General features: G+C 64.6%; 16 protein-coding genes and 4 pseudogenes. 8 read left to right on the top strand and 12 right to left on the bottom strand.

The window, feature by feature from the left end; genetic code table 11:
* Window positions 1-2 precede the first annotated feature (2 nt).
* The 3 genes and pseudogenes from A3CW_RS47385 to A3CW_RS53920 form a co-directional block, all read right to left on the bottom strand.
* On the bottom strand, window positions 3-2,504 hold the full coding sequence (locus A3CW_RS47385; protein ID WP_035513756.1) for a type VI secretion system Vgr family protein: 2,502 nt from the start codon (window positions 2,502-2,504) through the stop codon (window positions 3-5).
* Window positions 2,505-2,947: 443 nt separating this feature from the next.
* Window positions 2,948-3,241: pseudogene (locus A3CW_RS0123800) on the bottom strand (MFS transporter); the annotation flags it as partial.
* A gap of 1 nt (window position 3,242) precedes the next feature.
* Window positions 3,243-3,347: pseudogene (locus A3CW_RS53920) on the bottom strand (class II aldolase/adducin family protein); the annotation flags it as partial.
* 71 nt (window positions 3,348-3,418) lie between these two features.
* Between A3CW_RS53920 and A3CW_RS47380 the strand changes: the two are divergent.
* Both A3CW_RS47380 and A3CW_RS47375 read left to right on the top strand, forming a co-directional pair.
* Window positions 3,419-4,284 (top strand): annotated as a pseudogene (locus tag A3CW_RS47380) (LysR substrate-binding domain-containing protein).
* 103 nt (window positions 4,285-4,387) lie between these two features.
* Window positions 4,388-5,407: a hypothetical protein gene (locus A3CW_RS47375; protein WP_051481670.1), complete on the top strand. Its 1,020-nt coding sequence runs from the start codon at window positions 4,388-4,390 to the stop codon at window positions 5,405-5,407.
* Window positions 5,408-5,414: 7 nt separating this feature from the next.
* Here the strand turns inward: A3CW_RS47375 and A3CW_RS47370 are convergent, their stop codons facing one another.
* From A3CW_RS47370 to A3CW_RS50300, 4 genes are all read right to left on the bottom strand, one after another.
* The gene (locus A3CW_RS47370) at window positions 5,415-5,612 is read right to left on the bottom strand and encodes a hypothetical protein (RefSeq protein ID WP_035513754.1); all 198 of its coding nucleotides are present in this window, start codon (window positions 5,610-5,612) and stop codon (window positions 5,415-5,417) included.
* 157 nt (window positions 5,613-5,769) lie between these two features.
* A complete protein-coding gene (locus tag A3CW_RS0123780; RefSeq protein ID WP_154678013.1) occupies window positions 5,770-6,348 on the bottom strand; it encodes a hypothetical protein in 579 nt (192 codons plus the stop codon).
* 142 nt (window positions 6,349-6,490) lie between these two features.
* On the bottom strand, window positions 6,491-7,972 hold the full coding sequence (locus A3CW_RS0123775) for a carbohydrate porin (RefSeq protein WP_028205800.1): 1,482 nt from the start codon (window positions 7,970-7,972) through the stop codon (window positions 6,491-6,493).
* A gap of 98 nt (window positions 7,973-8,070) precedes the next feature.
* A complete protein-coding gene (locus A3CW_RS50300; protein ID WP_051481669.1) occupies window positions 8,071-8,433 on the bottom strand; it encodes a hypothetical protein in 363 nt (120 codons plus the stop codon).
* 923 nt (window positions 8,434-9,356) lie between these two features.
* Between A3CW_RS50300 and A3CW_RS53390 the strand changes: the two genes are divergently transcribed.
* From A3CW_RS53390 to A3CW_RS0123750, 5 genes are all read left to right on the top strand, one after another.
* On the top strand, window positions 9,357-9,497 hold the full coding sequence (locus tag A3CW_RS53390) for a hypothetical protein (protein ID WP_169739116.1): 141 nt from the start codon (window positions 9,357-9,359) through the stop codon (window positions 9,495-9,497).
* 198 nt (window positions 9,498-9,695) lie between these two features.
* Window positions 9,696-11,000: an ABC transporter ATP-binding protein gene (locus A3CW_RS0123765; RefSeq protein WP_028205799.1), complete on the top strand. Its 1,305-nt coding sequence runs from the start codon at window positions 9,696-9,698 to the stop codon at window positions 10,998-11,000.
* A gap of 241 nt (window positions 11,001-11,241) precedes the next feature.
* Entirely contained in the window at window positions 11,242-12,018 is a 777-nt protein-coding gene (locus A3CW_RS0123760; RefSeq protein ID WP_028205798.1) for a DUF4118 domain-containing protein, read from the top strand.
* A 16-nt stretch (window positions 12,019-12,034) separates the two neighbouring features.
* Window positions 12,035-12,940 carry an alpha/beta hydrolase gene (locus A3CW_RS0123755; protein ID WP_035513776.1) on the top strand — a complete coding sequence of 302 codons (906 nt, stop codon included), beginning with the start codon at window positions 12,035-12,037 and terminating at the stop codon, window positions 12,938-12,940.
* Window positions 12,937-13,728, top strand: coding sequence for a MipA/OmpV family protein (locus tag A3CW_RS0123750; RefSeq protein ID WP_028205796.1), 792 nt, complete (start codon window positions 12,937-12,939; stop codon window positions 13,726-13,728). Before A3CW_RS0123755 ends, A3CW_RS0123750 begins: the two co-directional genes overlap by 4 nt.
* Before the next feature lie 24 nt (window positions 13,729-13,752).
* Here the strand turns inward: A3CW_RS0123750 and A3CW_RS0123745 are convergent, their stop codons facing one another.
* The 4 genes from A3CW_RS0123745 to A3CW_RS0123730 are packed head-to-tail and all read right to left on the bottom strand — an operon-like array spanning window position 13,753 to window position 18,208.
* Entirely contained in the window at window positions 13,753-14,985 is a 1,233-nt protein-coding gene (locus tag A3CW_RS0123745) for an NAD(P)/FAD-dependent oxidoreductase (protein WP_028205795.1), read from the bottom strand.
* 27 nt (window positions 14,986-15,012) lie between these two features.
* Entirely contained in the window at window positions 15,013-15,366 is a 354-nt protein-coding gene (locus A3CW_RS0123740; RefSeq protein WP_028205794.1) for a RidA family protein, read from the bottom strand.
* A gap of 2 nt (window positions 15,367-15,368) precedes the next feature.
* Window positions 15,369-16,895, bottom strand: a complete 1,527-nt coding sequence (locus A3CW_RS0123735) for an amidase (RefSeq protein ID WP_028205793.1) — start codon at window positions 16,893-16,895, stop codon at window positions 15,369-15,371.
* Window positions 16,896-16,921: 26 nt separating this feature from the next.
* Entirely contained in the window at window positions 16,922-18,208 is a 1,287-nt protein-coding gene (locus A3CW_RS0123730; RefSeq protein WP_028205792.1) for an MFS transporter, read from the bottom strand.
* Between the two features lie 102 nt (window positions 18,209-18,310).
* Between A3CW_RS0123730 and A3CW_RS0123725 the strand changes: the two genes are divergently transcribed.
* Window positions 18,311-18,976: a helix-turn-helix domain-containing protein gene (locus A3CW_RS0123725; RefSeq protein WP_028205791.1), complete on the top strand. Its 666-nt coding sequence runs from the start codon at window positions 18,311-18,313 to the stop codon at window positions 18,974-18,976.
* Between the two features lie 53 nt (window positions 18,977-19,029).
* Here the strand turns inward: A3CW_RS0123725 and A3CW_RS47355 are convergent.
* A pseudogene (locus A3CW_RS47355) lies at window positions 19,030-19,362 on the bottom strand (urocanate hydratase); the annotation flags it as partial.

Genomic DNA, 19,362 nt, shown 5'->3' with positions numbered 1-19,362 from the left:
AATCAGGCCCCCTTGATTTTCGAAAGCATCAACTTGATGCCTTGCGCAACGTCGTTCTGTGTCAGTGAGGTTTCGCCCTTTTCAGTCGTGACGCCTTCCACGATGCGACCGTCTGTCATCTGAATCTTGTACGCGCGATTCACGAGCGATCGGCCCGTAATACCGTCACTGAGAATGAACCGCTCATCGCTCGGTGCATCGGTCTGACTGAATTTCGGCAAGGGAAGCGACAGCGACCCCGGTCCCTGTTTATCCATATCGGGGACCTTGATGATAAGGTCCCCAGCGCCGCCAATTTCGACGTTATCTCCGTGAACCTTGATGTACGCCGAGCCGCCACCGTTCAGGACAACGCCGTTCGCTGCATTGGCAGTAAGCGTCCCGGCGACGCTGGAGAATTTCATGTCTAATTGCGAAGCAAGTTCCATCGCATTCGACTGCGCCTGAATCTGCACCTTGCCGCGCATTGCCGCGATAAAGATGCCAGTGCGTTGCGCGAATAGCGAAACCGTCTCCACGGCGGCCAGGGCAATGTTCTTCAGGGCATTGACGTTAAAGCCCGACGAGGTCGCAAAGCTCGTATCCTTGCCCGTCGATACCATCATGCGCTGCGGCGTCGCGATCCCGACGCCGTTTGGGGCTGACAATGCGAGCACCGCCTTCTTCAGGCCCACCAGTTCGCTTTTTAGCCATTCATTCTCGGCCTTGAGATCGGCGATCTCGGCCTTCGCCATCGTTGCAGCCGCGGCTAGTCCCTGCGCTTGTGCCTGGGTAATGTTGAACTGGCTCGATACGGCGTCCATGTCCGTAAGCTGGCCCTGCGCCTTCTGCTGCTCATTGGCGGACAGAAGCAGGCCGCCGCCTGCGCGGACATGCCCCTTGAGGTCCGTACGAAGCTCAAAGCCTTTGCCTCTTTCCTTGTTCTGGCGGTCTACTGCATGACCCAGGTTGAGCTGAGATTTGCCGCACTCGGTCGCGATCTTGATATGCTCCTCGCCGCTGCGGTCGTCCATCTGGAGCGTGTTGTTGCTGCGCGTGCGTATCGTGTGCCGCATAGCCCATGGATGCCCGACAACGAGCGGGTCCGTGTGCAGTGCCGTATGCAGTACTTGAGATATGAATGGCCTGTCAGGATTACCCCACAGGAATGCCACAGTCACGACGGTTCCGGGTTCAAGGCCGAAGTGAAAGCCCGTTTGCCCTTCTCCCGCAAATGGCTTTGCCAACCGCATCGGGCAGCTTTCGACGCCCGGCGTGCGCGGGTCGCGATCCGGATGGAGGTTGACGATATAGCGCCCCTGGTCGTCCAGGTATGGCCCCACGTAGCCTTTCGTCGAAGCAATCGTGCCAGTAACCACGCCCTCAATGCGAGGCCACGTTTCTTCCTTCAGGGGCATCCGGTATTGCCGGTCGCTCGGAATGGCCGAGAATTCGACGTTGTAGCCTTCGTTGCGCGACGCGCTGCATGTCATGCTGACAATCAGCAGCCCGTACTTAACGTCAGGCAGATCGCGGTTTGACAGCTTCAGCACGCAGGAAGGCCACGGCTCCAGCATGTCTCCCGTCCCGCGGTAGACGACCTGTTCCGCGATTGCCGCCTCCTGCCTGAGTTCCGTCTCGCGCGCGGCGTCATTTTCGTCAACCAGGTCGAGCCCCCACATGTAGGTCTCGCCGTAGGTCGTCCGGTCCCCGTTGATCGCCTTTGCACCGTTGATCCATTCGTTGTTCGGCTGCTCGGGGCTGTAGCTGCGCACCGAGAATTTCGCGGGTTGCATCGTGGCGCGCATCTCGAGAGACCGCACCGACTCGCGCGCGACCGTATGCAGGCCGTTCAGCTCCCGGTACGGATACGTGAAGCGCGCGTTGTCGTGGATGTACTTCGAGTAGTCGTCCCCGAAGCGCACGACCTCACAGCGCTTGCCCGTTTCGCATACGAACCAAATGCCGGTCCGCCTGCACAGGCGCGTAATGAAAGCAAGATCATCCTCGCCCCACTGCGCGATGATCGCGCGCTTGCGGTAGGTGCGGTAGAGGCCGAACTGGTAATCCGCGAAAATCTGGTTGAACTCGTGTTCTCTGAGAATCTTCTCAATTACCTCGGGTTCGCTCATGTCGAAAAAGTAGCGGACGCGTGGCCTGTTGCGCAGCAACGCAAGGCGCGATTCGAGGGTGACCTCGTACAGGGATTGAGCGTGATTGCTGGCGATCTGTGCAAAGGCGGTAATCATCCCCTGGATGCGCTGCGGCACCTCAGGCTCGCTCCAGCGGCTTACAGGCGGGGGCTGGATGACGAACGAGGCCATCCGGTTAATGTAGTCGGTACGCGAGAGATCATGCAGGGGATGGCTGAACTGGATTGTGTATTTCGTCGGCTCGCCGACGGCGCGCGTGCCCGTGAACGAATAGATATCGGCCAGAGCCGAACTCGCAGACGAAGGTATGTCGAGGCTGTAATACTGGTGAATGTCGATACCGGGACGCACCAGCGGATCGCGTGAATTCAAGGATTCAACTCCTTTGAACGGCGACGGACTATCCGGCACCAGCGCTTATCCTTTTTCAGAATTCGAGACAGCGCAATCGAATAAGTCCGAAAAATGGATCAACGCCGATGCGCGATGTATTAACTCGGCCCGGCTTGACATTCGACAAGGCAGCCTTGAACTACCCAAGTCGGTGGATGCCCCGAAAGCGGTAAGAGTTTTCCTCGCTTGCACACGCGTCCTGCGAGGGCACGACGCAATTGCGTGCGGTGCTTGCGCTCATCGAGCAGGCGGTGCGGCCGAAAGCGGCCTTCTTGCTGGGGATCGTTGGCGAGATGCTGGACGCGAAGCCCCGGCGGCGGCGCCGCTCAACGGGCGGTGCTGTTCACCGTGCTGCCCTGCATCGCGATGATGATCGCGCTGGGGCGAGTGCAAGCGGCGGATCTACCCGCCGCGAGCACCGAGCCCACCAGCCCGTGCGTGCCGCTCATCGAATGCAGGATCCAGCCCGAGAACGGGCCGCCGAGCACGCCCGAAATGGGAACGCCGGTCATGAAGAGCGCGATGATCTTGCCGCGGCGCTCGGGGGGAAACCAGTAGGTTAGGTACAGGGTCACGCCGGGGGAGAGCCCCGCTTCCGCGAGACTCAGCAGAAAGCGCAGCGTGTAGAACATGGCGGCGGTCTTCGCGAACATCATGAGCCCGGAGATGATCGCCCACGTGATCATCTCCCGCGCGATCCAGATGCGCGCGCCGACCCACGGTGAGGTGCCCCACGAAGCCGTAGCCGTAGCCGAAGCCCTGCAACGCGAACGCGCGGCACGCGGCGACGAGCCGCGCCTTCAGGTGCTGCCTGTGCTCGGCATGATTCGCGCGCGACAAACGATGGATGTTCATGAAAACATGAGCCGCATTCACCTATCTCGGGGTCGAACGTGCGCAAAATTCCGAATTTTGTGCTGCTGCGCGCGTTTGAAGCCGCGGCACGGCTCCAGAGCTTCGCGCTCGCGGCGATCAGCCATCAGGTCAAGGAACTCGAGGCGTATTTCGGGCGACCGCTCTTCATCCGGCGCAATATCGCCGCATCGATCCGACCCCCGAGGCGCTGCGTCTACTCGACAGCCTGAGCCGCGTTTTCGACGTCATCGAGTCGGCCTGCACCGAAGTCTCGCTTGCGCCCCAAGCGCAGGTGCTCGCCGTATACAGCGCACCGAGTTTCGCCGTGAAATGGCTCGGGCCCAGGCTCGCCGACTTCGCGCGCCATCACCCCAACATCACGCTGCGGCTTTCCACCGGACCGGAGCCGCTTGACCTCACGCGCGCTCAGGAAATCGACGTGGCGATTTCGTACGGCGGCGCGCTCGAGCGGCCGGGCGTGGAGACGGTGGCGCTCGGCGTCGAACCGCTCGTGCCGATGTGCTCGCCCGCATTGCTGGCGAGCGCGGGCTCGATAGAAGCATTGATGCAGGAGGCCACGCTGATCGACAGCCCATTGAGCCGCGTGACCTGGCGCGACTGGTTCGCCGCGAACGGCCTGCCGTTGACCGACCGGCCTCGGCCCTCGTTCGATCGTGCGGCGCTCGCGATTTCGGCGGCGGCCGACGGCATGGGCGTCGTGCTCGAAAGTACCCGCCTCGCCGAGCGCGAGCTTGCGCGCGGCGATCTGGTGGCGCCAGGCGCCGACCGCTTCACCCGCTTTTTACGCGAAACGCATTTCGTTTCGTGCCGCACGATCGACATCAGGCAGAGCCGCCTGGCCGCATTCCGGGAGTGGTTGCTGGGGCAAGCGTCGCCGGGTTGAGCGCTTGCGTTCGGCTGCATACCCAGGGGGTTTCCCGCCGCTTGAATGTCACAAGCCGCGTAGTACGATGAAGTCATCGAAAAGCAGAATTAGAGGTCCCTCCATGGACACGACCGCACGGCACGCGACGGCCATCGCATTGCTTGCAACGGGCTGCGCAGTATCGGCAGCGTCCCACGCCTATAGCAAGGAAGACGACGCCGCGGCGCAGGACCGCGAAGTCCAGGCGGCCTATGACCGGGGTTACAAGGCAGCCAGGGAGGAGATGGCGCAGGCGGCGGCTCCCGCCGCTGCGCCTGCTACGGCGCCTGCGAAGAAGGCAGCGGGCGCGGCGGCGCAGAAGCCCATCCTCGACATCAAGCACACGTATAGCGACGCGGGCGAGGTCTCGACGGTCATGACCGTGCCGGTCGTGGTCAAGCCGCTCGCGGATGCGCAAGGCGCGCAAAGCGAACAAAGCGCGCAGGAGACTCAAGAGGCGCAAGACGTCCAGGATTCCACTGCCGCGGCGCCGGCCGCAGCGGCAGCGCCGGCTCCCGGGCAGACGAACGCGCGCGCCACCGTTGCGAAAGCCGCCGACGCTGCGCCGGCTGCGGCCGCGCGGCAACCGCAAGCGCAGCCGCACGCCTACGCGCAGGCGAGCGCGAACCATCGCGCCGTTGCGGCAACGCCGCCCGCGCAGGACGACGTCGCGCCGCCGGAGTCGCTGGCGAACGACGAAACCGTCGACGAACCGGAGCCGCCGCGCTCCGCGCAGATCTACTCGACGCAGGGCCAGGGTTACGCCCAACCCTACTACCAACCGGCGCAGCCACGGGTCCAGCAACAGATCCCACCGCAAGCCCAGCAATACGCGCCGCCGCCCCAGCCGTCTGGCTATGCCCAGCAGCCGGCGTATGCACAGCAGCGGCCGGCCTACGCGCAGCCGCCCGCCTATGCGCAGCAGCAACCGGTGTATGCGCAGCAATACGCCCAGCAGCAATACCCGCAGCAGCAGCCCATGTACGCGCAGCCCCGGCCCGCTTACTACCCGCCGCCCGCACCGTGGGGCGCGCAGTACCAGCAACCGCCGGCGCGCTGGGTGTACTGGTCGCCGCAGTACGGGCGCTGGATGTACTACTGAGCGCCGGTTACCAGCGCGCGTCGTTCATCTGGCAGGCGAGCAGGCAACCCAGGGCGGAGATGGTACCGACCGAGCCGATACCGAAACCCAGGGCAAGATTTTCCGCGGTCGTCGCGCAGCCCTGCAGCATCAGCGTCGAGCTGAGCAGCACGGGGAGCAGGAGCTGACCCAGGATGCGCGAACAGGTTGGGCGTCGTTGTGACATGGGGCGTGGGTCCGGGGAGGATCTTTTTTGCGGTAGTTGAGCTTGTCAGCTTACTGACTCGCCTCATTCGCATTCCCGGGAGCAACGTGTCACAACGGCAATGCCTTACCAATTACCTCGCGGCGGTAAGGAAGCGGGTGACAGGGGGATTTTCGTTCTAGAAGCCGCGCCGGGCACTAATCGCCGCACCGGTGTCATGCGAGCGCGTCAACGGCAGATGCGCGTCGGCCGAGAGATCCCAGTCGCCGACGGTGACGAGCGGCGGCGTTTGCGGATGAAGCGCCTGGTTCGGCACGCCATTGCTGTCGACCTGAGCGCCCGGCGTGCGCGTCCCGCTCGCGCCCGGATCGAGCGTGGCGTCGGTATCGTCCGGAATGCCAGGCGTTGCGGCGGTGGTTTTCGCCAGATGCGCGTCGTACTGCCGTTCAAACGGCGACTGGTACTCGAAGCGCTTCGCAATGGCGGGCAAAGAGACGGATGGCGCCGCCGCCGGCGCTGGTGCGGCCGCAACGGCGTGTTTCGGGGCGTGGCCCCTCGCGTCCTTCTGGACGTGCTTTTGGACGTGCTTCTGGACAGGCTTCTGGGTGTGCGCCGCCTTGGCGGGTTCGGCCGCCGAGACGCTGGCAAGCGCCAGAAGAGAGACACCCAAAAGCCATCCCTGGATCGGATGCTTCATGGAACGAAATCTGCGTTTGGAAACTGGTGCCGCATCGAAAAGCTGCGCAGCACTCGCCACTGGAGTCTAGATCAATCGCAAGTCCGACCAATCGGGGTCTTCCCTCGTCTTTCGCTCGTCTCTTCATATGCGTAACGCAGCATTTCGTCATCCTGCACGTTCCTGCCGCCGCCAATCCGGCGGCAGGAACGGCGTTTTCCAATCAGAACGCGACTGTCGTACGCAGGCCGAGCACCGCCTCGTCGCCAATCCGCCGCGACGGATTCTGCGGGTCCGGGATGCCGCCGGCCGGCCGGAAGAAGTACTGAAAGTCCGCCTGCAATTGCCACCACGGCGCGATCTGATACTGGTAAGTCGCTTCCAGAACCGTCTCGGCGCTGCGCGACGGGTAGCCGGGCGTCGAGATCGCCTGGGCGCTCGCGTAGTCCTGCGCATGCGAGCCGATGTGCGCGTAGCCAACCGCCAGGCCGGCCACGTCGTTGTCGCGTCCCTTGAACGGCGCCTTGAGCGTCACGCCCGCGTTGACCCCGAGGTCCACCAGGTTGCGGTCGCCGGGTGCGCCCATCACGCGCGCGAACACCCCCACCGACTGCGGACTATCGGCGCTCGGACGCCACACCATCTGGTCCGCCACGGCATAGATGCTGTAGTTGCCACGATGGCTAACCGGGCCGCCCACGCCCGTCACGCCCGTTGCCGGATCGGCGAAACGGTTGCTGTTGTACCAGAAGCCAAGCTTGTAGGTGCCAGGCATTCCGCTTGGTTTGGGATCCGAATTATTGGCGGGCGGCTGATTGATTGCATATTGAATTTCGCCGATCACCAGAGCCCCGTTGCCCAGGTTGAAATTCGTGCCGCTCGCGTTGAGCTTTTGCGGGTCGCCCTCGCCCGGCGCCGGGTTGCCGTCGAATACGCCGCCGAGCACGGTAATCGCGTCCGTAGGCGTAGCGCGCACGCGCACGCCGAGCGACGAAAGCGGATACGCGGGGCCGCCCGCAGGCAGATCGACGGACGGCAGCGCCGACCAGCCGAACGTCGCGTTCATGAACGTATTCGCGTACTGGCTGACCATGAACTCCTGGTCGAGGCTTTGCTGACCGACCTTGACGTCGACCTTGCCGCCGGGCAGCGTCTGCTGGTACCACAACTCCCACAGGCGGGTCGAGGCATCGGCCTCGATGCCGCTCGCGTTCTGCAGCGTTTGCAGGTTGCGCGCAGTCAGGCTCGTGCCGTGAATCTGGAAGCCGGACACATTGAAGATGCCGCCAGGCAAACCGAACGCCTTCTGCGTGTCCATGCCGAGGCTGAATTCGGTGACGCCTTGATAGGCGCCTCCGCGACTCGTTCCGCCGCTCACGTTGCCCATGTATTCACTGGTTTCCTGCAGGCCGAACGACAAGCCGTACTGCGCGAGCCAGGGCCGCAAGCCGCCCATATCGCCAAAGAGGTTCGAGCGTTCCCAAAGGCCCGTGGGCGCGGCTGCGTTCTGATCGGCAGCGGGCGCTTGTTGCTGATCCGCTGCGCCGGATGACGAAGCCGGTGAGGCAGGCGAAGCCGGTTGAGCGGGCGCATTTTCGCCGCTGGTCTGCGCGAAGGCGGCAGGCACGACGCCCAGCGAGAGGACAGCGCTCAGCGTAATGGGGCCGCGCGAACCGAGCAGCCTGCTCTTGAGGATTTTCTTCATAGTATTTGTGGGGCTGTAGTAAGTTGCGGACGAGTCCGCTATTCAACGCAGAGCGTGCCTGCGAAGCTTGATGAAACTGTGTCCGGCGCGCAGGTTTTCTACGCGAAGCGCAAACGCGGCCATAAAGGATGCTCCGGCTCAGTGTCGGACGCGGACGCGCACAGCAGCGAAACCAGCGCGGCTGCCGCTACGGTCGCGCCGAGAAGCACGTAACCCGTGGGCGTGAGCGGATGCCCCGCGTGAACGGTGCGCAGCGCGCCGCGTGCCGCCATCTGCGCCGCGCGGCGTGCGAGGTGCATCGAACGGCGGCGCACGCCGGCGGGCGTGGCGCGAACCGCAGCCGCGAAAGCGAAGCCGTGCAGGCAGGCGAGCGCCGCTGCAGCCACCAGAACCCGTGCGCGACGGCAGACAGCCCGCAACGCGCGCAGTTGAAAGACAGGAAAGAGAAAGACGAACATCATCCCTCCGCGTTGGCCGCTGCGATAAGCGGACGAAATGCGAAAGCGCAGCCATTTCTGCAAGCAAGCTTGCAAATGGCAATCAATCAGAGGGAGCGTGCTGCTGAGAGACTGGTCGCAAAGGCGACTGAGACCAGTCGGTAACGAAGCGCGCTAACCCGGCGTAAGCGAGTTAGCGGCGAAGGAGTGAACCTGCGGCGACTATCTCGCGGTTGTGCTGCCGGCGCTGGCCGGCATCGGACTTCCACTGCTAGAACATGCGTCCACGGAGGACTCCTTTGCTATGACGGGGCGGATTGTATTGGGCACGCAGATAAAAAAGCAAGTAAAAAAAGCATAAACACGAGGCCGGCCAGCGACAGCCCCGCAGACTCCAATTTCTTTCAACGGCGTTTCTTCAACCTTCAGAATTGAATCTCTGCTCTGCTTAGCAATTTTGGTTGACTTAGTGTTTTTACCGAGACTAGAATTCGCCCGTCTTCTCAATGGGGCCGATGCCTTGGACAGTAGTAGTAGTCGATCTTCGAACCGTTTCGCTGCCTGACCGGCAGGACATCCGCTCCCTTTCCCGAGCCGCCGTCCTGCCAGCAGGCAGACGGTGCGCGCCGTAGCAATCTTCCTTCGTGCACCCCAAACCATAGCGCCATGCCGACGCGGGCTCCGCACGCGTTCGCCTTGGCGCGACCCGGCGAGCGCTTGCGCTCGCGGCCGCCGTTCGCCTGTAACCCGCTTTGCGCCGGGGCGCTGGCGTGCGCCCAGCATGAACAGGAGCCGACATGCCCGACAGTGACAGTTGCCCTTACCGCTTGCCTTCAAGCTTGTCCGAGGAAAGCACGTAGACCCATGCAACCGCGCCGACTGCGCGGCGACCGAACGTCTGCGGGCTTTGCACTCGCCCATACACGCCAGACGTCCGGAGAAACATCATGATGTTCGGTCTGCTTTTGTCGCATTTGCCTCATGTCAACGAGGCGCACTCACACTACGAAGCGTTGCTGTCGCTCGAACCCGTTCGCCGTCACCCATGGAAAGGCCTGTGGCGCCGGATCAAGTCCCGGCTTTCCTAAGTTCTGCCAAACTCCGGTCACGAAGATTCGCCATCGTTGAAAAAGCGAGGCGCTCCCTGATCGTGGCCGTGAGTTGAACATTCCCTTTCACGCGCTTTTCGTTTCGCCGAATCGGCTGTTGTACGCGTATGCCGAGTCCTGCCTTCGTCTTGATTGAGTATCAATCTCATGCAAAACCTCAAAACGACCACTCCCGACATGCCGCAGACGCGGCCCCGCATCGGCCAGGAAGTGATGTGCGTCCAGCACGTATGCCGCGGTTTCGGCAAGAACCCGGGCGAGCAACTGGTGCTCGACGACGTGGACGTCACGCTGCGTGAAGGCGAGATCGTCGGCTTGCTGGGCCGCTCGGGCTCCGGCAAGTCCACGCTCCTGCGTATCATCGCCGGCCTGATTCCGCCCACCAGCGGCAACGTGAACTACCTCGGCAAGCCGCTGCGCGGTCCGGCGGAAGGCGTCGCGATGGTGTTCCAGACCTTCGCGCTGTTCCCGTGGCTCACGGTGCTGGAAAACGTCGAGGCCGGACTGGAGGCAATCGGCGTCGGCCCGCACGAGCGGCGCAAGCGCGCGCTCGCCGCCATCGACCTGATCGGTCTGGACGGCTTCGAAAACGCCTATCCGCGCGAGCTTTCGGGCGGCATGCGCCAGCGTGTGGGCTTCGCGCGCGCGCTCGTGGTCGATCCCACGCTGATGCTGATGGACGAGCCCTTCTCCGCGCTCGACGTGCTCACGGCCGAAACGCTGCGCACCGATCTGCTCGACCTGTGGACGCAAGGCCGCCTGCCGATCAAGTCGGTGCTGATCGTCACGCACAATATCGAGGAAGCGGTGTTCATGTGCGATCGCATTCTCGTGTTGTCGTCGAACCCGGGCCGTGTGGTGGCCGAAATTCCGGTGCCGTTCAAGCATCCGCGCAATCGTCTCGACCCGGTGTTCCGCACGCTCGTCGACGACATCTACGCAAAGATGACCGCACGCCAGGCGGGCGCGCCGGCGAAGCCCGAACTCGAGCCGGGCAGTTCGCTGCCGGGCGTGTCGGTCAACCTGATGGCGGGCCTGATCGAAACGCTGGCCGCCGCCCCCTACAACGGCCGCGCCGACATGCCGGAAATCGCGCGAACGCTGCAACTGGAAATCAACGAGCTCTTCCCTGTCGCGGAAATGCTGCAGCACCTCGGCTTTGCGGAGGTCAGCGAAGGCGACGTGGTGCTCACGCACGCGGGCAAGACCTTCAACGAATTCAATACGCAGGAGCGCAAGCTGATGTTCGCCGAACACCTGCTGCGCAACGTGCCGCTCGCCGCGCGGATCAGCACGGTGCTCAATGAGCGCCCCGGACATCGCGCCCCGCGCGTGCGCTTCGAACAGGAACTGGAGGACCTGCTTGCCGACGACGCCGCGCAGGAAACGCTCGACGCCGTGATCGCCTGGGGCCGCTACGCCGAGATCTTTTCGTATAACGACAAGACCGGAATATTCAGCCTGGCCGATGTCGAATCCTGACGTCTGAATCCCGAGACGGTCTCCCGGCGGCTTTTTATCGCCGATCCGATGTTTGTAAACAGTGGTAATATTCGGGACTCGAAAAAATCGTCAGAGCGCTGACGGTGACAGGCCGGTCACCGCCGCGCCGTTCTGCCGTTCCTGTCGAATTCCTTGCACTGCTTACAACTAAAGCGTCAGCGATTGCCCGTGCGCAATACGCGCGCGACGGCCCGTCACGCGGCGGGCGACCCGGGAAACCATGAAAGTTCGTAACGCCCGCCTCTGGGCGCCAAGAGGCCCGCGCCGGTGGTGCATTGCCGCTGGCGCGCTCGCGCTCGCGAGCGCCATCCGCTTCGCACTGCATCCCCTGCTCGGTCCGATGATGCCGGGCACGACGTTCTGTATCGCCGCTTCGCTGGTCGAATACTTCCTCGGCCTCGCGCCTGCGCTGACCGTGATGGTGCTGGGTCTCGCCATTGCGGACTATATGTTCGTGCCTCCCTACAATTACATTACGTTCCTCGACACGCGCGATGTGATCCTGATGGTGTCCTATCCGCTCGTCACGATCATCGTGATCACGCTGATCGAGCGTCTGCGGCGCGAGCAGTTTCGCGCGCAGTTGATCACCTCGGTCGCGCAGTCCCGCTACGAAATGCTGCTGCGTCACGACAACGAGCGCGCGCTGGCGCGCCGCGCCGTCGATGAAACGCATCGCCTGCTGCGGCATCTCGCGCAGCATCACGAAGGCTTCATCCTCATCAAGGGGCTCGAGCGCAATGCCGCCCAGCGCGCAAGCGTGGGACAGAGCATGTCGCAAGCGCTGCCGGCCGCCGCCGAAGTCGCGCCCGGCCCGCTCTTCGACGCGCTGCATCCCGACGACGTGCAGCGCCTCACGCACGCCCTGTCACCGGGCCATCATCGCGTGCGTCTGCGCAGCGAGCAGCACAAGCGCGAGTACCGGCACATCAATTGCAGCTGCGAACGCTTCACCACTCACGCGGGCGATTTTCTCGTGCTGCGCACGGAGAGCTGACATGGCGACGCTCGACATGGAGCTGGCCGCTCCCGAAACGACAGCCGTGCAGTCCACGCGCTTTTTCTGCGAAGGCGACGGCCACGCCGTGCTCATGCTTCACGGGCTCTCCAGCTCGCCGATCGAACTGCGCTATCTCGCGCGCTATCTGCAGGGCGAAGGGTTCACGGTATGCGCGCCCGTCATCGACGGTTATAGCGCCGGCACCGGCCAGCTGCCGATGGAACAATGGGTCGAAAACGCCGCGCGCGAGTTCGACGCCCTGGCGGCGCGCTACGAGCGCGTCTCGATCTGCGGGCTTTCGATCGGCGGCGCACTTGCGCTGCGTCTGATTCGCGAGCGGCCCGCCGCGCAGTCGCTCGCGCTGCTCTCGCTCACGCTCGCCTACGACGGCTGGGCGATCCCGTGGTATCGCTTCCTGCTCGACTGGGCGTACTTCACGCCGCTGCGCCACCGCTACCGCTATCGCGAGGCCGAACCGTTCGGCGTGCGCAACGAAGCGCTGCGCAAGAAAATCGCGCGCGCCATGCAGCGCAGCGATTTCAGCGAGGTCGGCCCTTCGACGATCGCGCTGCCCGCGCTGCATCAGGCGCTGCGCCTCGCACGCGCGGCGCGCAAGGATGTCGCCGCGATCGAAAACGACACGCTCGTGATCCACGCGATCGACGACGAAACGTCGAGCCCGCGCAACCCGCGCCACGTGATCGACCGCATCGGCTCGAACTTCCTGCGCACGCTGTGGCTCGACGATTCGTATCACATGATCACCTCGGACAACGAACGCGAGATCGTTGCGCGCGAAACGGCCCTGTTCCTGCGCGAAAGCGAAGTCGCGCGCGGCGCGAAGGACGCGCCGGTCGTCTCCAAGGCGCTCGCCCGGCGTCTGCGCCAACTGGCGGCAGTGGGAAGGAAAAATACGTGAAGCAATCCGCAGTACTGAAAGGGCTGGCGTGCGTCGCCGCGCTGACCCTGGCCTCGCACGCATGGGCCGATACCGACACCGCCAGTACCGCAACAACCGACTCGCCGTGGAAAATCTCGATCGGTCCGGGCGCCTATTTCGCGCCCGAGTATCCGGGCGCGCGCCACATGAAGGTCTATCCGTTCCCGTCGCTCGACATCTCGTACCGCGACCGCTTCTTCTCGCAAGGGCCGGACGTGCTGGGCGTGAACGTGATTTCAGCGGAGAACTACCATGTGGGCGCTTCGCTGAGCTTCGACTTCCAGTCGCGCACCGTGTCGGACGACCCGCATCTGCACGGCCTGAGCAATGTCGATGACGGCCCGAAGCTGCGCCTCTTCGCCGATTACACGCTGTGGGCGTTCACGGGCGCCGTTGCGATGTATCAGGACATCAGCGGCCACGGGCAAGGTACGACCGCAACGGCGGACCTCTATGTGTCGCTGCCGCTCACGGGGTGGCTGTTTTCGGTGGGACCGGGGCTCACGTGGGCCAACGGCGTCTACACGCGCACGCTATTCGGCGTGACGCCGGACGAGAGCGCGGCATCCGGCTTGCCGGCGTATGCGCCGGGCGCGGGCATTCGCGATCTGCACATGACGTTCTACATGACGCACGACTTCTCGAAGCACTGGGTCGGTTCGGTGAACGCAACGTTCGGACGCCTTCAGCATTACGCCGCCGACAGTCCGATCACCGAGAGCCGCCGCGAGATCACGGCGTTCGCGGGGCTCAATTACCGGTTCTAACCACGTGCGCCGGTGCGCGCCAAGTCAGAACCGCTCGACGCGGAATGGCCGGGGGTCCACCACCGTCGGCGCGCCCGTCATCATTTCCGCGATCAGGCGCCCCGTGACCGGGCCGAGCGTGAGACCGTGGTGTGCGTGACCGAAAGCGAACCACAGGTCGTCGTGCTTCGGCGCAGGCCCGATGATCGGCATCATGTCGGGCGTGCAGGGGCGGCGGCCCAGCCACGGCTCGGCATCGAGCCGCGCGCCCAGCGGGAAGATATCGCGCGCGAGCGGCTCCACGGCTTCGAGCTGAACGGGCGTTTTCGGCGAATCGCGCAAGCCGAGTTCGACGCCGGTCGTGAGGCGCGTGCCGCGCACCATGGGCGTAATCAGGAAGCCTGCTTCGGCGTCGAGCACCGGCTGGTTCAGCTTCGCCCCATTCGTGAGCGCGTAATGCATGTGATAGCCGCGCTTCACGGCGAGCGGCAATTCGTAGCCCAGCCGCGCCGTGAGATCGCCCGACCACGGCCCCATGGCAATGACCGCCGACTTCGCCAGCACGGGGCCATCTTGTGTCATGACGCGCCACGACGGCTCGAGCGTCGCGGCGTCGCCAATCAGCACGCGGCCGCCTAGCTGCTCGAAGAGCTTCGAGTAGGCCGTCACCAATCCATTCGGATCGCTAACCGAATCGGAATCGGTGTAGCGCACGCCGCCCACCAGCGCGTGGCTGAGCGCGGGCTCGGCGGCGCGCAGCGCCGCGCCGTCCAGTGCCTCGTGGCCCACGCCGTACTCGCGCTGCCAGCGCCGCGCCTCGGCCACCGTGGCGTCCATGGCGGCGGCGCTGCGAAACACCTTCATCCAGCCGTTGGTGCGCAACAGCGCCTGTGCGCCCGCCGCCTCGATCAGCGCGCGATGCTCGGTCACGCAATGCTCGATGAGCGTGGCATACGCGCGAGCGATCTCGGCGTGCCGGTCGGCGCGCGAATGGTGCCAGTAGCGATAGAGAAAAGGCAGCAGCTTCGGCATCGCCCCCGCGTGATAGCGCACGTCCGTCGAGCGGTTGCGCGCGTAGCGCAGCAGCATGGCAAGCTCACGCGGAAACGCATAGGGGTAGACGCCCTCGCGCTGAATCAATCCCCCGTTGCCGTGCGATGTTTCGTTGCCTGGTGCCCTGCGGTCCACGAGCGCGACCGAGAGGCCGCGCCGCTGCAACTGCAAGGCCACGGAAACGCCGACAATACCGCCGCCAAGCACGACCGAATCGAATTTCATCACGCAATGTTCCTGGCTCGAAGGCACTCAGGCGAGCGCGGTGACGGCCACTTCGACGTCGAGGCCCGGGCGCATCAGCAAGGCCTGCACGCAGGCGCGCGTGGGTGCGTGCCCCTGCGGAACCCAGGCGTCCCATACGGCATTGAACGCCTCGAAATGCTTCGGGTCGCTCAGCCACACGTTCGCGGTCAGCACGCGCGTTTTGTCCACGCCCGCCGATGCGAGCAGCTTGTCGATCCGCGTGAGGATTTCGGTAGCCTGAACGTCGATCGGCGCGCCTGCGGTATCGGGCACCTGGCCCGAGAGATACACCACGCCATTGGCGATCACCACCTGGCTCATGCGCGCGTTGGTTTGCAGTCTTTGGATGTCGTTGCTCATGTTCATACCGCCGATAGGCCGGCAGCGTCGCTACCGGCTGGGTCGTGAATGGGAGGCGCCGTGACGATGGACGTCAGCGCCGGATTGGCTTGCGTCAGGCGCGCGAGATCGGGGCGCGGGCGACGCAGAAGAGGATACGCTGAAAACGCCGTTTCCAGCGCCTGCGAGACGGCGAGCGTCTTCATGTCGCCGCGGAACGGACCTACGATCTGGAGTCCGAACGGCATGCCCGCGTGATCGACGCCGCATGGCAGCGCGAGCGCAGGATGCGTGGTGAGCGTCACGACGTACGTGAGCGCGAGCCAGCGGTAGTAATTCTCTTGCGCGCGGCCGTCGATCTGCGCGGCATACAGTTCGGTCCACGGGAACGGCGTCACCGGCGTGGTGGGCGAAACGATCACGTCGTAGCGCGCGAACGCGCTCTGGAAGCGCTGGAAGATGCGCGTTTGCTCCGCTTGCGCCCACGCGCTGTCCGAGAGCGACATCTTCGCGCCCATTTCGTAGTTCGCGCGCGTGTTCGGACCGAGCGCACCTGGGTCACGCGTATAGGCGGCATGCAGGCCCGCGACGAAGCTCTCCGCGCGAATCACGTCGAAGCAGCGATGCACGTCGCCAAGATCGAATTCCACCGGCTCGCAGGTGTGGACGATGCGCTTGAGTTCCGCCATGCGCGCGCGGAATACGGCGCGAATCTGCGGGTCGACGTCGCAGCAGCCGAAGTCTTCGGTATAGCCGATACGTAGCGTCGACGGATCCATGTGCGCAGGCAAGGCAAACGCGTTGGCATCCACGGCATAGCTCAGCGGATCGCCAGCCGATTCGCCCGCGGTTGCCGCGAGTTGCAGCGCCGTTTCGGCAACGTCGCGCCCCATCGGCCCGACCACCGAGATCGGCGTCCAGCCGAGCAGGCGGCGCGAATTGGGCACGAGCCCAGGCGACGGGCGGAAGCCCACTACCCCGCACTTCGCGGCGGGAATGCGCAGCGACCCGCCGGTGTCGGAGCCCGTGCAAACCGGCAGCATGTCGCACGCGAGCGCCGCCGCCGAACCGCCCGACGAACCGCCCGCATTGAGTGCGGGGTTGAACGGATTGCCTGTTGCACCCCATACCGGGTTGCGCGTATTCGCGCCCGCACCTAGCTCCGGCACGTTCGTCTTCGCCACGAGAATCGCGCCCGCCGCGCGCAGGCGCTCCACGAGCACCACGTCGCGCGAGGGCACGTGGCCGCGCGACATCGGCGAGCCGTAGGTCGTGAGCAGGCCCGCCGTGTCTTCGAGATCCTTTACGCCGAGCGGCAGGCCGTGCAGCAGGCCGAGCGGTTTGCCGTCCATGACGGCCTGCTCAGCCACTTTGGCCGCTTCGCGCGCGGCGTCGAAACACGTCGCCGTAATCGCGTTGACGGCCGGATTCACGGCTTCGATGCGCTCGATGCAAGCATCGAGCAGTTCAACGGGCGAAATGGCTTTCGCGCCGATCAGACGGCGCAGTTCGACGGCGGACAGGCCGACCAGTTCGGTGTTGTTGGACATCGTTCGGTTTCCTGATGAAGTGGTGATCAGCCGATGGCCTCGCCGGTGCGGTCGCGCAGCCAGACGAGCGGGATCAGCGAAATGGCGCAGGCAGCCGCGACATACCAGGCGGGCGCGAGCGGATTGCCTGTGCGCGCGACGATCCAGCTTGCCACAAGTGGCGAAAATCCGCCGAAGATCGAGGCGCTCACGACGTAGGTCAGCGCAATGCCGGTGGCGCGTACTTCGCGTGGGAAGAGTTCGGGGATCATCACGAGCACCGGCACGACCTGCCCCGCCACGAACACGGAGAGGAAGGCGGATACCGCGCAGAGCAGCGCCATGGAAGGCGCGGCGGAAAGCCATGCGAACGCCGGATACACACTGAGCAGCAGCACGACGCGCGAGATCACGAGCACGCGCTTGCGGGTGTAGCGGTCGGCGAGCTTGCCCACGAGCGGCGCGGCTATGAACAGCACGAGCGAGCTGACCACGCCCGACGTGACCGCCGCCGTGGAGGAAAGATGCAACACGCGCACGGCGTGGTTCGGCAGAAAAAACGCCGTGATGTAGATGGACACCGAGCCGCCGAGTTCGGCGAAAGTCCCGAGTATCGTCAGTTTCAGATGCGTGGTGAGCGCCTCCTTCAGTGCGCCGCTTCGTGGCGCGCCGTGCGCGGGCGCCGCGCTCAGCGTCTCTTCGAGGCGGCGACGAATCAGCATGCCCACGGGCGCCGCCACGATGCCCACGAGGAATGGAATGCGCCAGCCCCAGCTGTCGACCGCTTCCTTGGGCAGCAGCACGTTCACGAGCGTGGCGACCGTCGCGCCAAGCGCGAGGCCCAGCGCCGTCGCCGCGAAGTTCCAGCTTGCGAAGAACGCGCGTGTGTTGTCGCTCGCATATTCCACGAGCAGCGTCGTGCCGGGGCCGAACTCGCCGCCCGCCGCGAAGCCCTGGATCAGGCGCGCCGCAAGGACGATGAGTGGCGCGGCGATGCCCGCCACCGCGTACGGCGGCGCACAAGCGATCAGCGCGCAGCTCAGCGCCATCAGCATGATGGTGAGCACCATGGCGCGCTTGCGCCCGGCGCGGTCCGCATAGGCGCCGATGACGATGCCGCCGAGTGGACGCACCACGAAGCCCACGCCGAACAGGCCGATGGAAAGGAGGAACTGGTTGACCGGCGAGGCAGAGGGAAAGAACAGCTTGCCGATCTGGATCGCGAAGAAGCTGTAGATCGTGAAGTCGTAGTACTCGAGCGCCGTGCCCAGCGTCGTCGCGGCAATGACCTGGCCCTTCGAAAGACCCGTTTTTCCCAGTGCAATTGAGGCCACGACGCTGCTCCTTCAAAAGGGAGTCGAGATGCGAGTTATCATATACGAGAAAAAATCATTTCTCGTATACGACAAAACCCGTAACCGGGAACCGTCCCTTCCATGGCAAAGAGCGCAGCACAAAATCACGCAACCGGACAGGCAACCAGGCAGGCAACCGGACAGGCGGCAACGGAGATCGATCATGCGGCCGTTGGCGCGCGTTTGCGCGAAGCGCGCAAGGCGCGCGAGCTGACGTTGATGCAGCTATCGGAGTTGTCGGGCATCGCCGTCTCGACGATTTCGAAGGCCGAGCGCGGCGACATTGCGCTCACCTATGACAAATTCGCGGCGCTCGCGCACGCGCTGAACGTGGACTTCGACACGATTTTCGGGCGCAGGAAGCGCAAGGCGGCCGGCCCGATGAAGCCGTCGCTCACGCGCGCGGGCAAGCAGATGATCTACGACACGCCGAACTACGAGTACGGCATGATCGCCAACGACCTCACGGGCAAGCGCATGGTGCCGATGCGCGGACGCATCCACGCCCGCACGATGGACGCGTTCCCCGATTACATCCGCCACAGCGGCGAGGAGTTTTTGTTCCTGCTCGGCGGGGAGCTGGAACTGCATTTTGAAAACGGCACTGTCTTCAGGCTGTCGCCCGGCGACAGCCTCTACTTCGACAGCGCCGTGGGGCACGTGTATCTGAGCACGGGCGCCGAGGATGCCGAGGTGCTGGTCTGTTGCGTAGACAACGACTCACACCGGCTGCCCGAAACGCTCTGAGCGAGCGCTCGCAAGCGTGACGCCGCCGCGTTTGAACGGCGGCGTCACATCGCTCATCGGCCGAGCATCGGCAGCTTGAGACCCGCCTCGCGCGCGGTTTGCTGCGCGAGTTCGTAGCCGGCGTCCGCGTGGCGCATCACGCCCGTGGCCGGATCGTTGTGCAGCACGCGGCCCAGACGCTCGTGCGCCGCCTGCGTGCCGTCCGCCACGATCACCACGCCCGAGTGCTGCGAGAAGCCCATGCCCACGCCGCCGCCATGGTGCAGCGAGACCCACGACGCGCCGCCCGCCGTGTTCAGCAGCGCATTGAGCAGCGGCCAGTCGCTCACCGCGTCCGAGCCGTCCTTCATCGATTCCGTTTCGCGGTTCGGGCTCGCCACCGAGCC

Origin of the sequence: Paraburkholderia nodosa DSM 21604 (assembly GCF_000519185.1) — a bacterium.
GTDB lineage: Bacteria > Pseudomonadota > Gammaproteobacteria > Burkholderiales > Burkholderiaceae > Paraburkholderia > Paraburkholderia nodosa.
This window is presented reverse-complemented; position numbering and strand designations above follow the sequence as displayed.

What these genes read in the sequence shown, in the direction of transcription:
- A3CW_RS50300 (WP_051481669.1), bottom strand. Translation starts at nt 8,433, where the DNA reads ATGATGTTCGTCTTTCTCTTTCCTGTCTTTCAACTGCGCGCGTTGCGG.
- A3CW_RS0123735 (WP_028205793.1), bottom strand. Translation starts at nt 16,895, where the DNA reads ATGTCCAACAACACCGAACTGGTCGGCCTGTCCGCCGTCGAACTGCGC.
- A3CW_RS0123775 (WP_028205800.1), bottom strand. Translation starts at nt 7,972, where the DNA reads ATGAAGAAAATCCTCAAGAGCAGGCTGCTCGGTTCGCGCGGCCCCATT.
- A3CW_RS47375 (WP_051481670.1), top strand. Translation starts at nt 4,388, where the DNA reads ATGGACACGACCGCACGGCACGCGACGGCCATCGCATTGCTTGCAACG.
- A3CW_RS47370 (WP_035513754.1), bottom strand. Translation starts at nt 5,612, where the DNA reads ATGTCACAACGACGCCCAACCTGTTCGCGCATCCTGGGTCAGCTCCTG.
- A3CW_RS0123765 (WP_028205799.1), top strand. Translation starts at nt 9,696, where the DNA reads ATGCCGCAGACGCGGCCCCGCATCGGCCAGGAAGTGATGTGCGTCCAG.
- A3CW_RS0123760 (WP_028205798.1), top strand. Translation starts at nt 11,242, where the DNA reads ATGAAAGTTCGTAACGCCCGCCTCTGGGCGCCAAGAGGCCCGCGCCGG.
- A3CW_RS0123745 (WP_028205795.1), bottom strand. Translation starts at nt 14,985, where the DNA reads ATGAAATTCGATTCGGTCGTGCTTGGCGGCGGTATTGTCGGCGTTTCC.
- A3CW_RS0123740 (WP_028205794.1), bottom strand. Translation starts at nt 15,366, where the DNA reads ATGAGCAACGACATCCAAAGACTGCAAACCAACGCGCGCATGAGCCAG.
- A3CW_RS53390 (WP_169739116.1), top strand. Translation starts at nt 9,357, where the DNA reads ATGATGTTCGGTCTGCTTTTGTCGCATTTGCCTCATGTCAACGAGGCG.
- A3CW_RS0123755 (WP_035513776.1), top strand. Translation starts at nt 12,035, where the DNA reads ATGGAGCTGGCCGCTCCCGAAACGACAGCCGTGCAGTCCACGCGCTTT.
- A3CW_RS0123725 (WP_028205791.1), top strand. Translation starts at nt 18,311, where the DNA reads ATGGCAAAGAGCGCAGCACAAAATCACGCAACCGGACAGGCAACCAGG.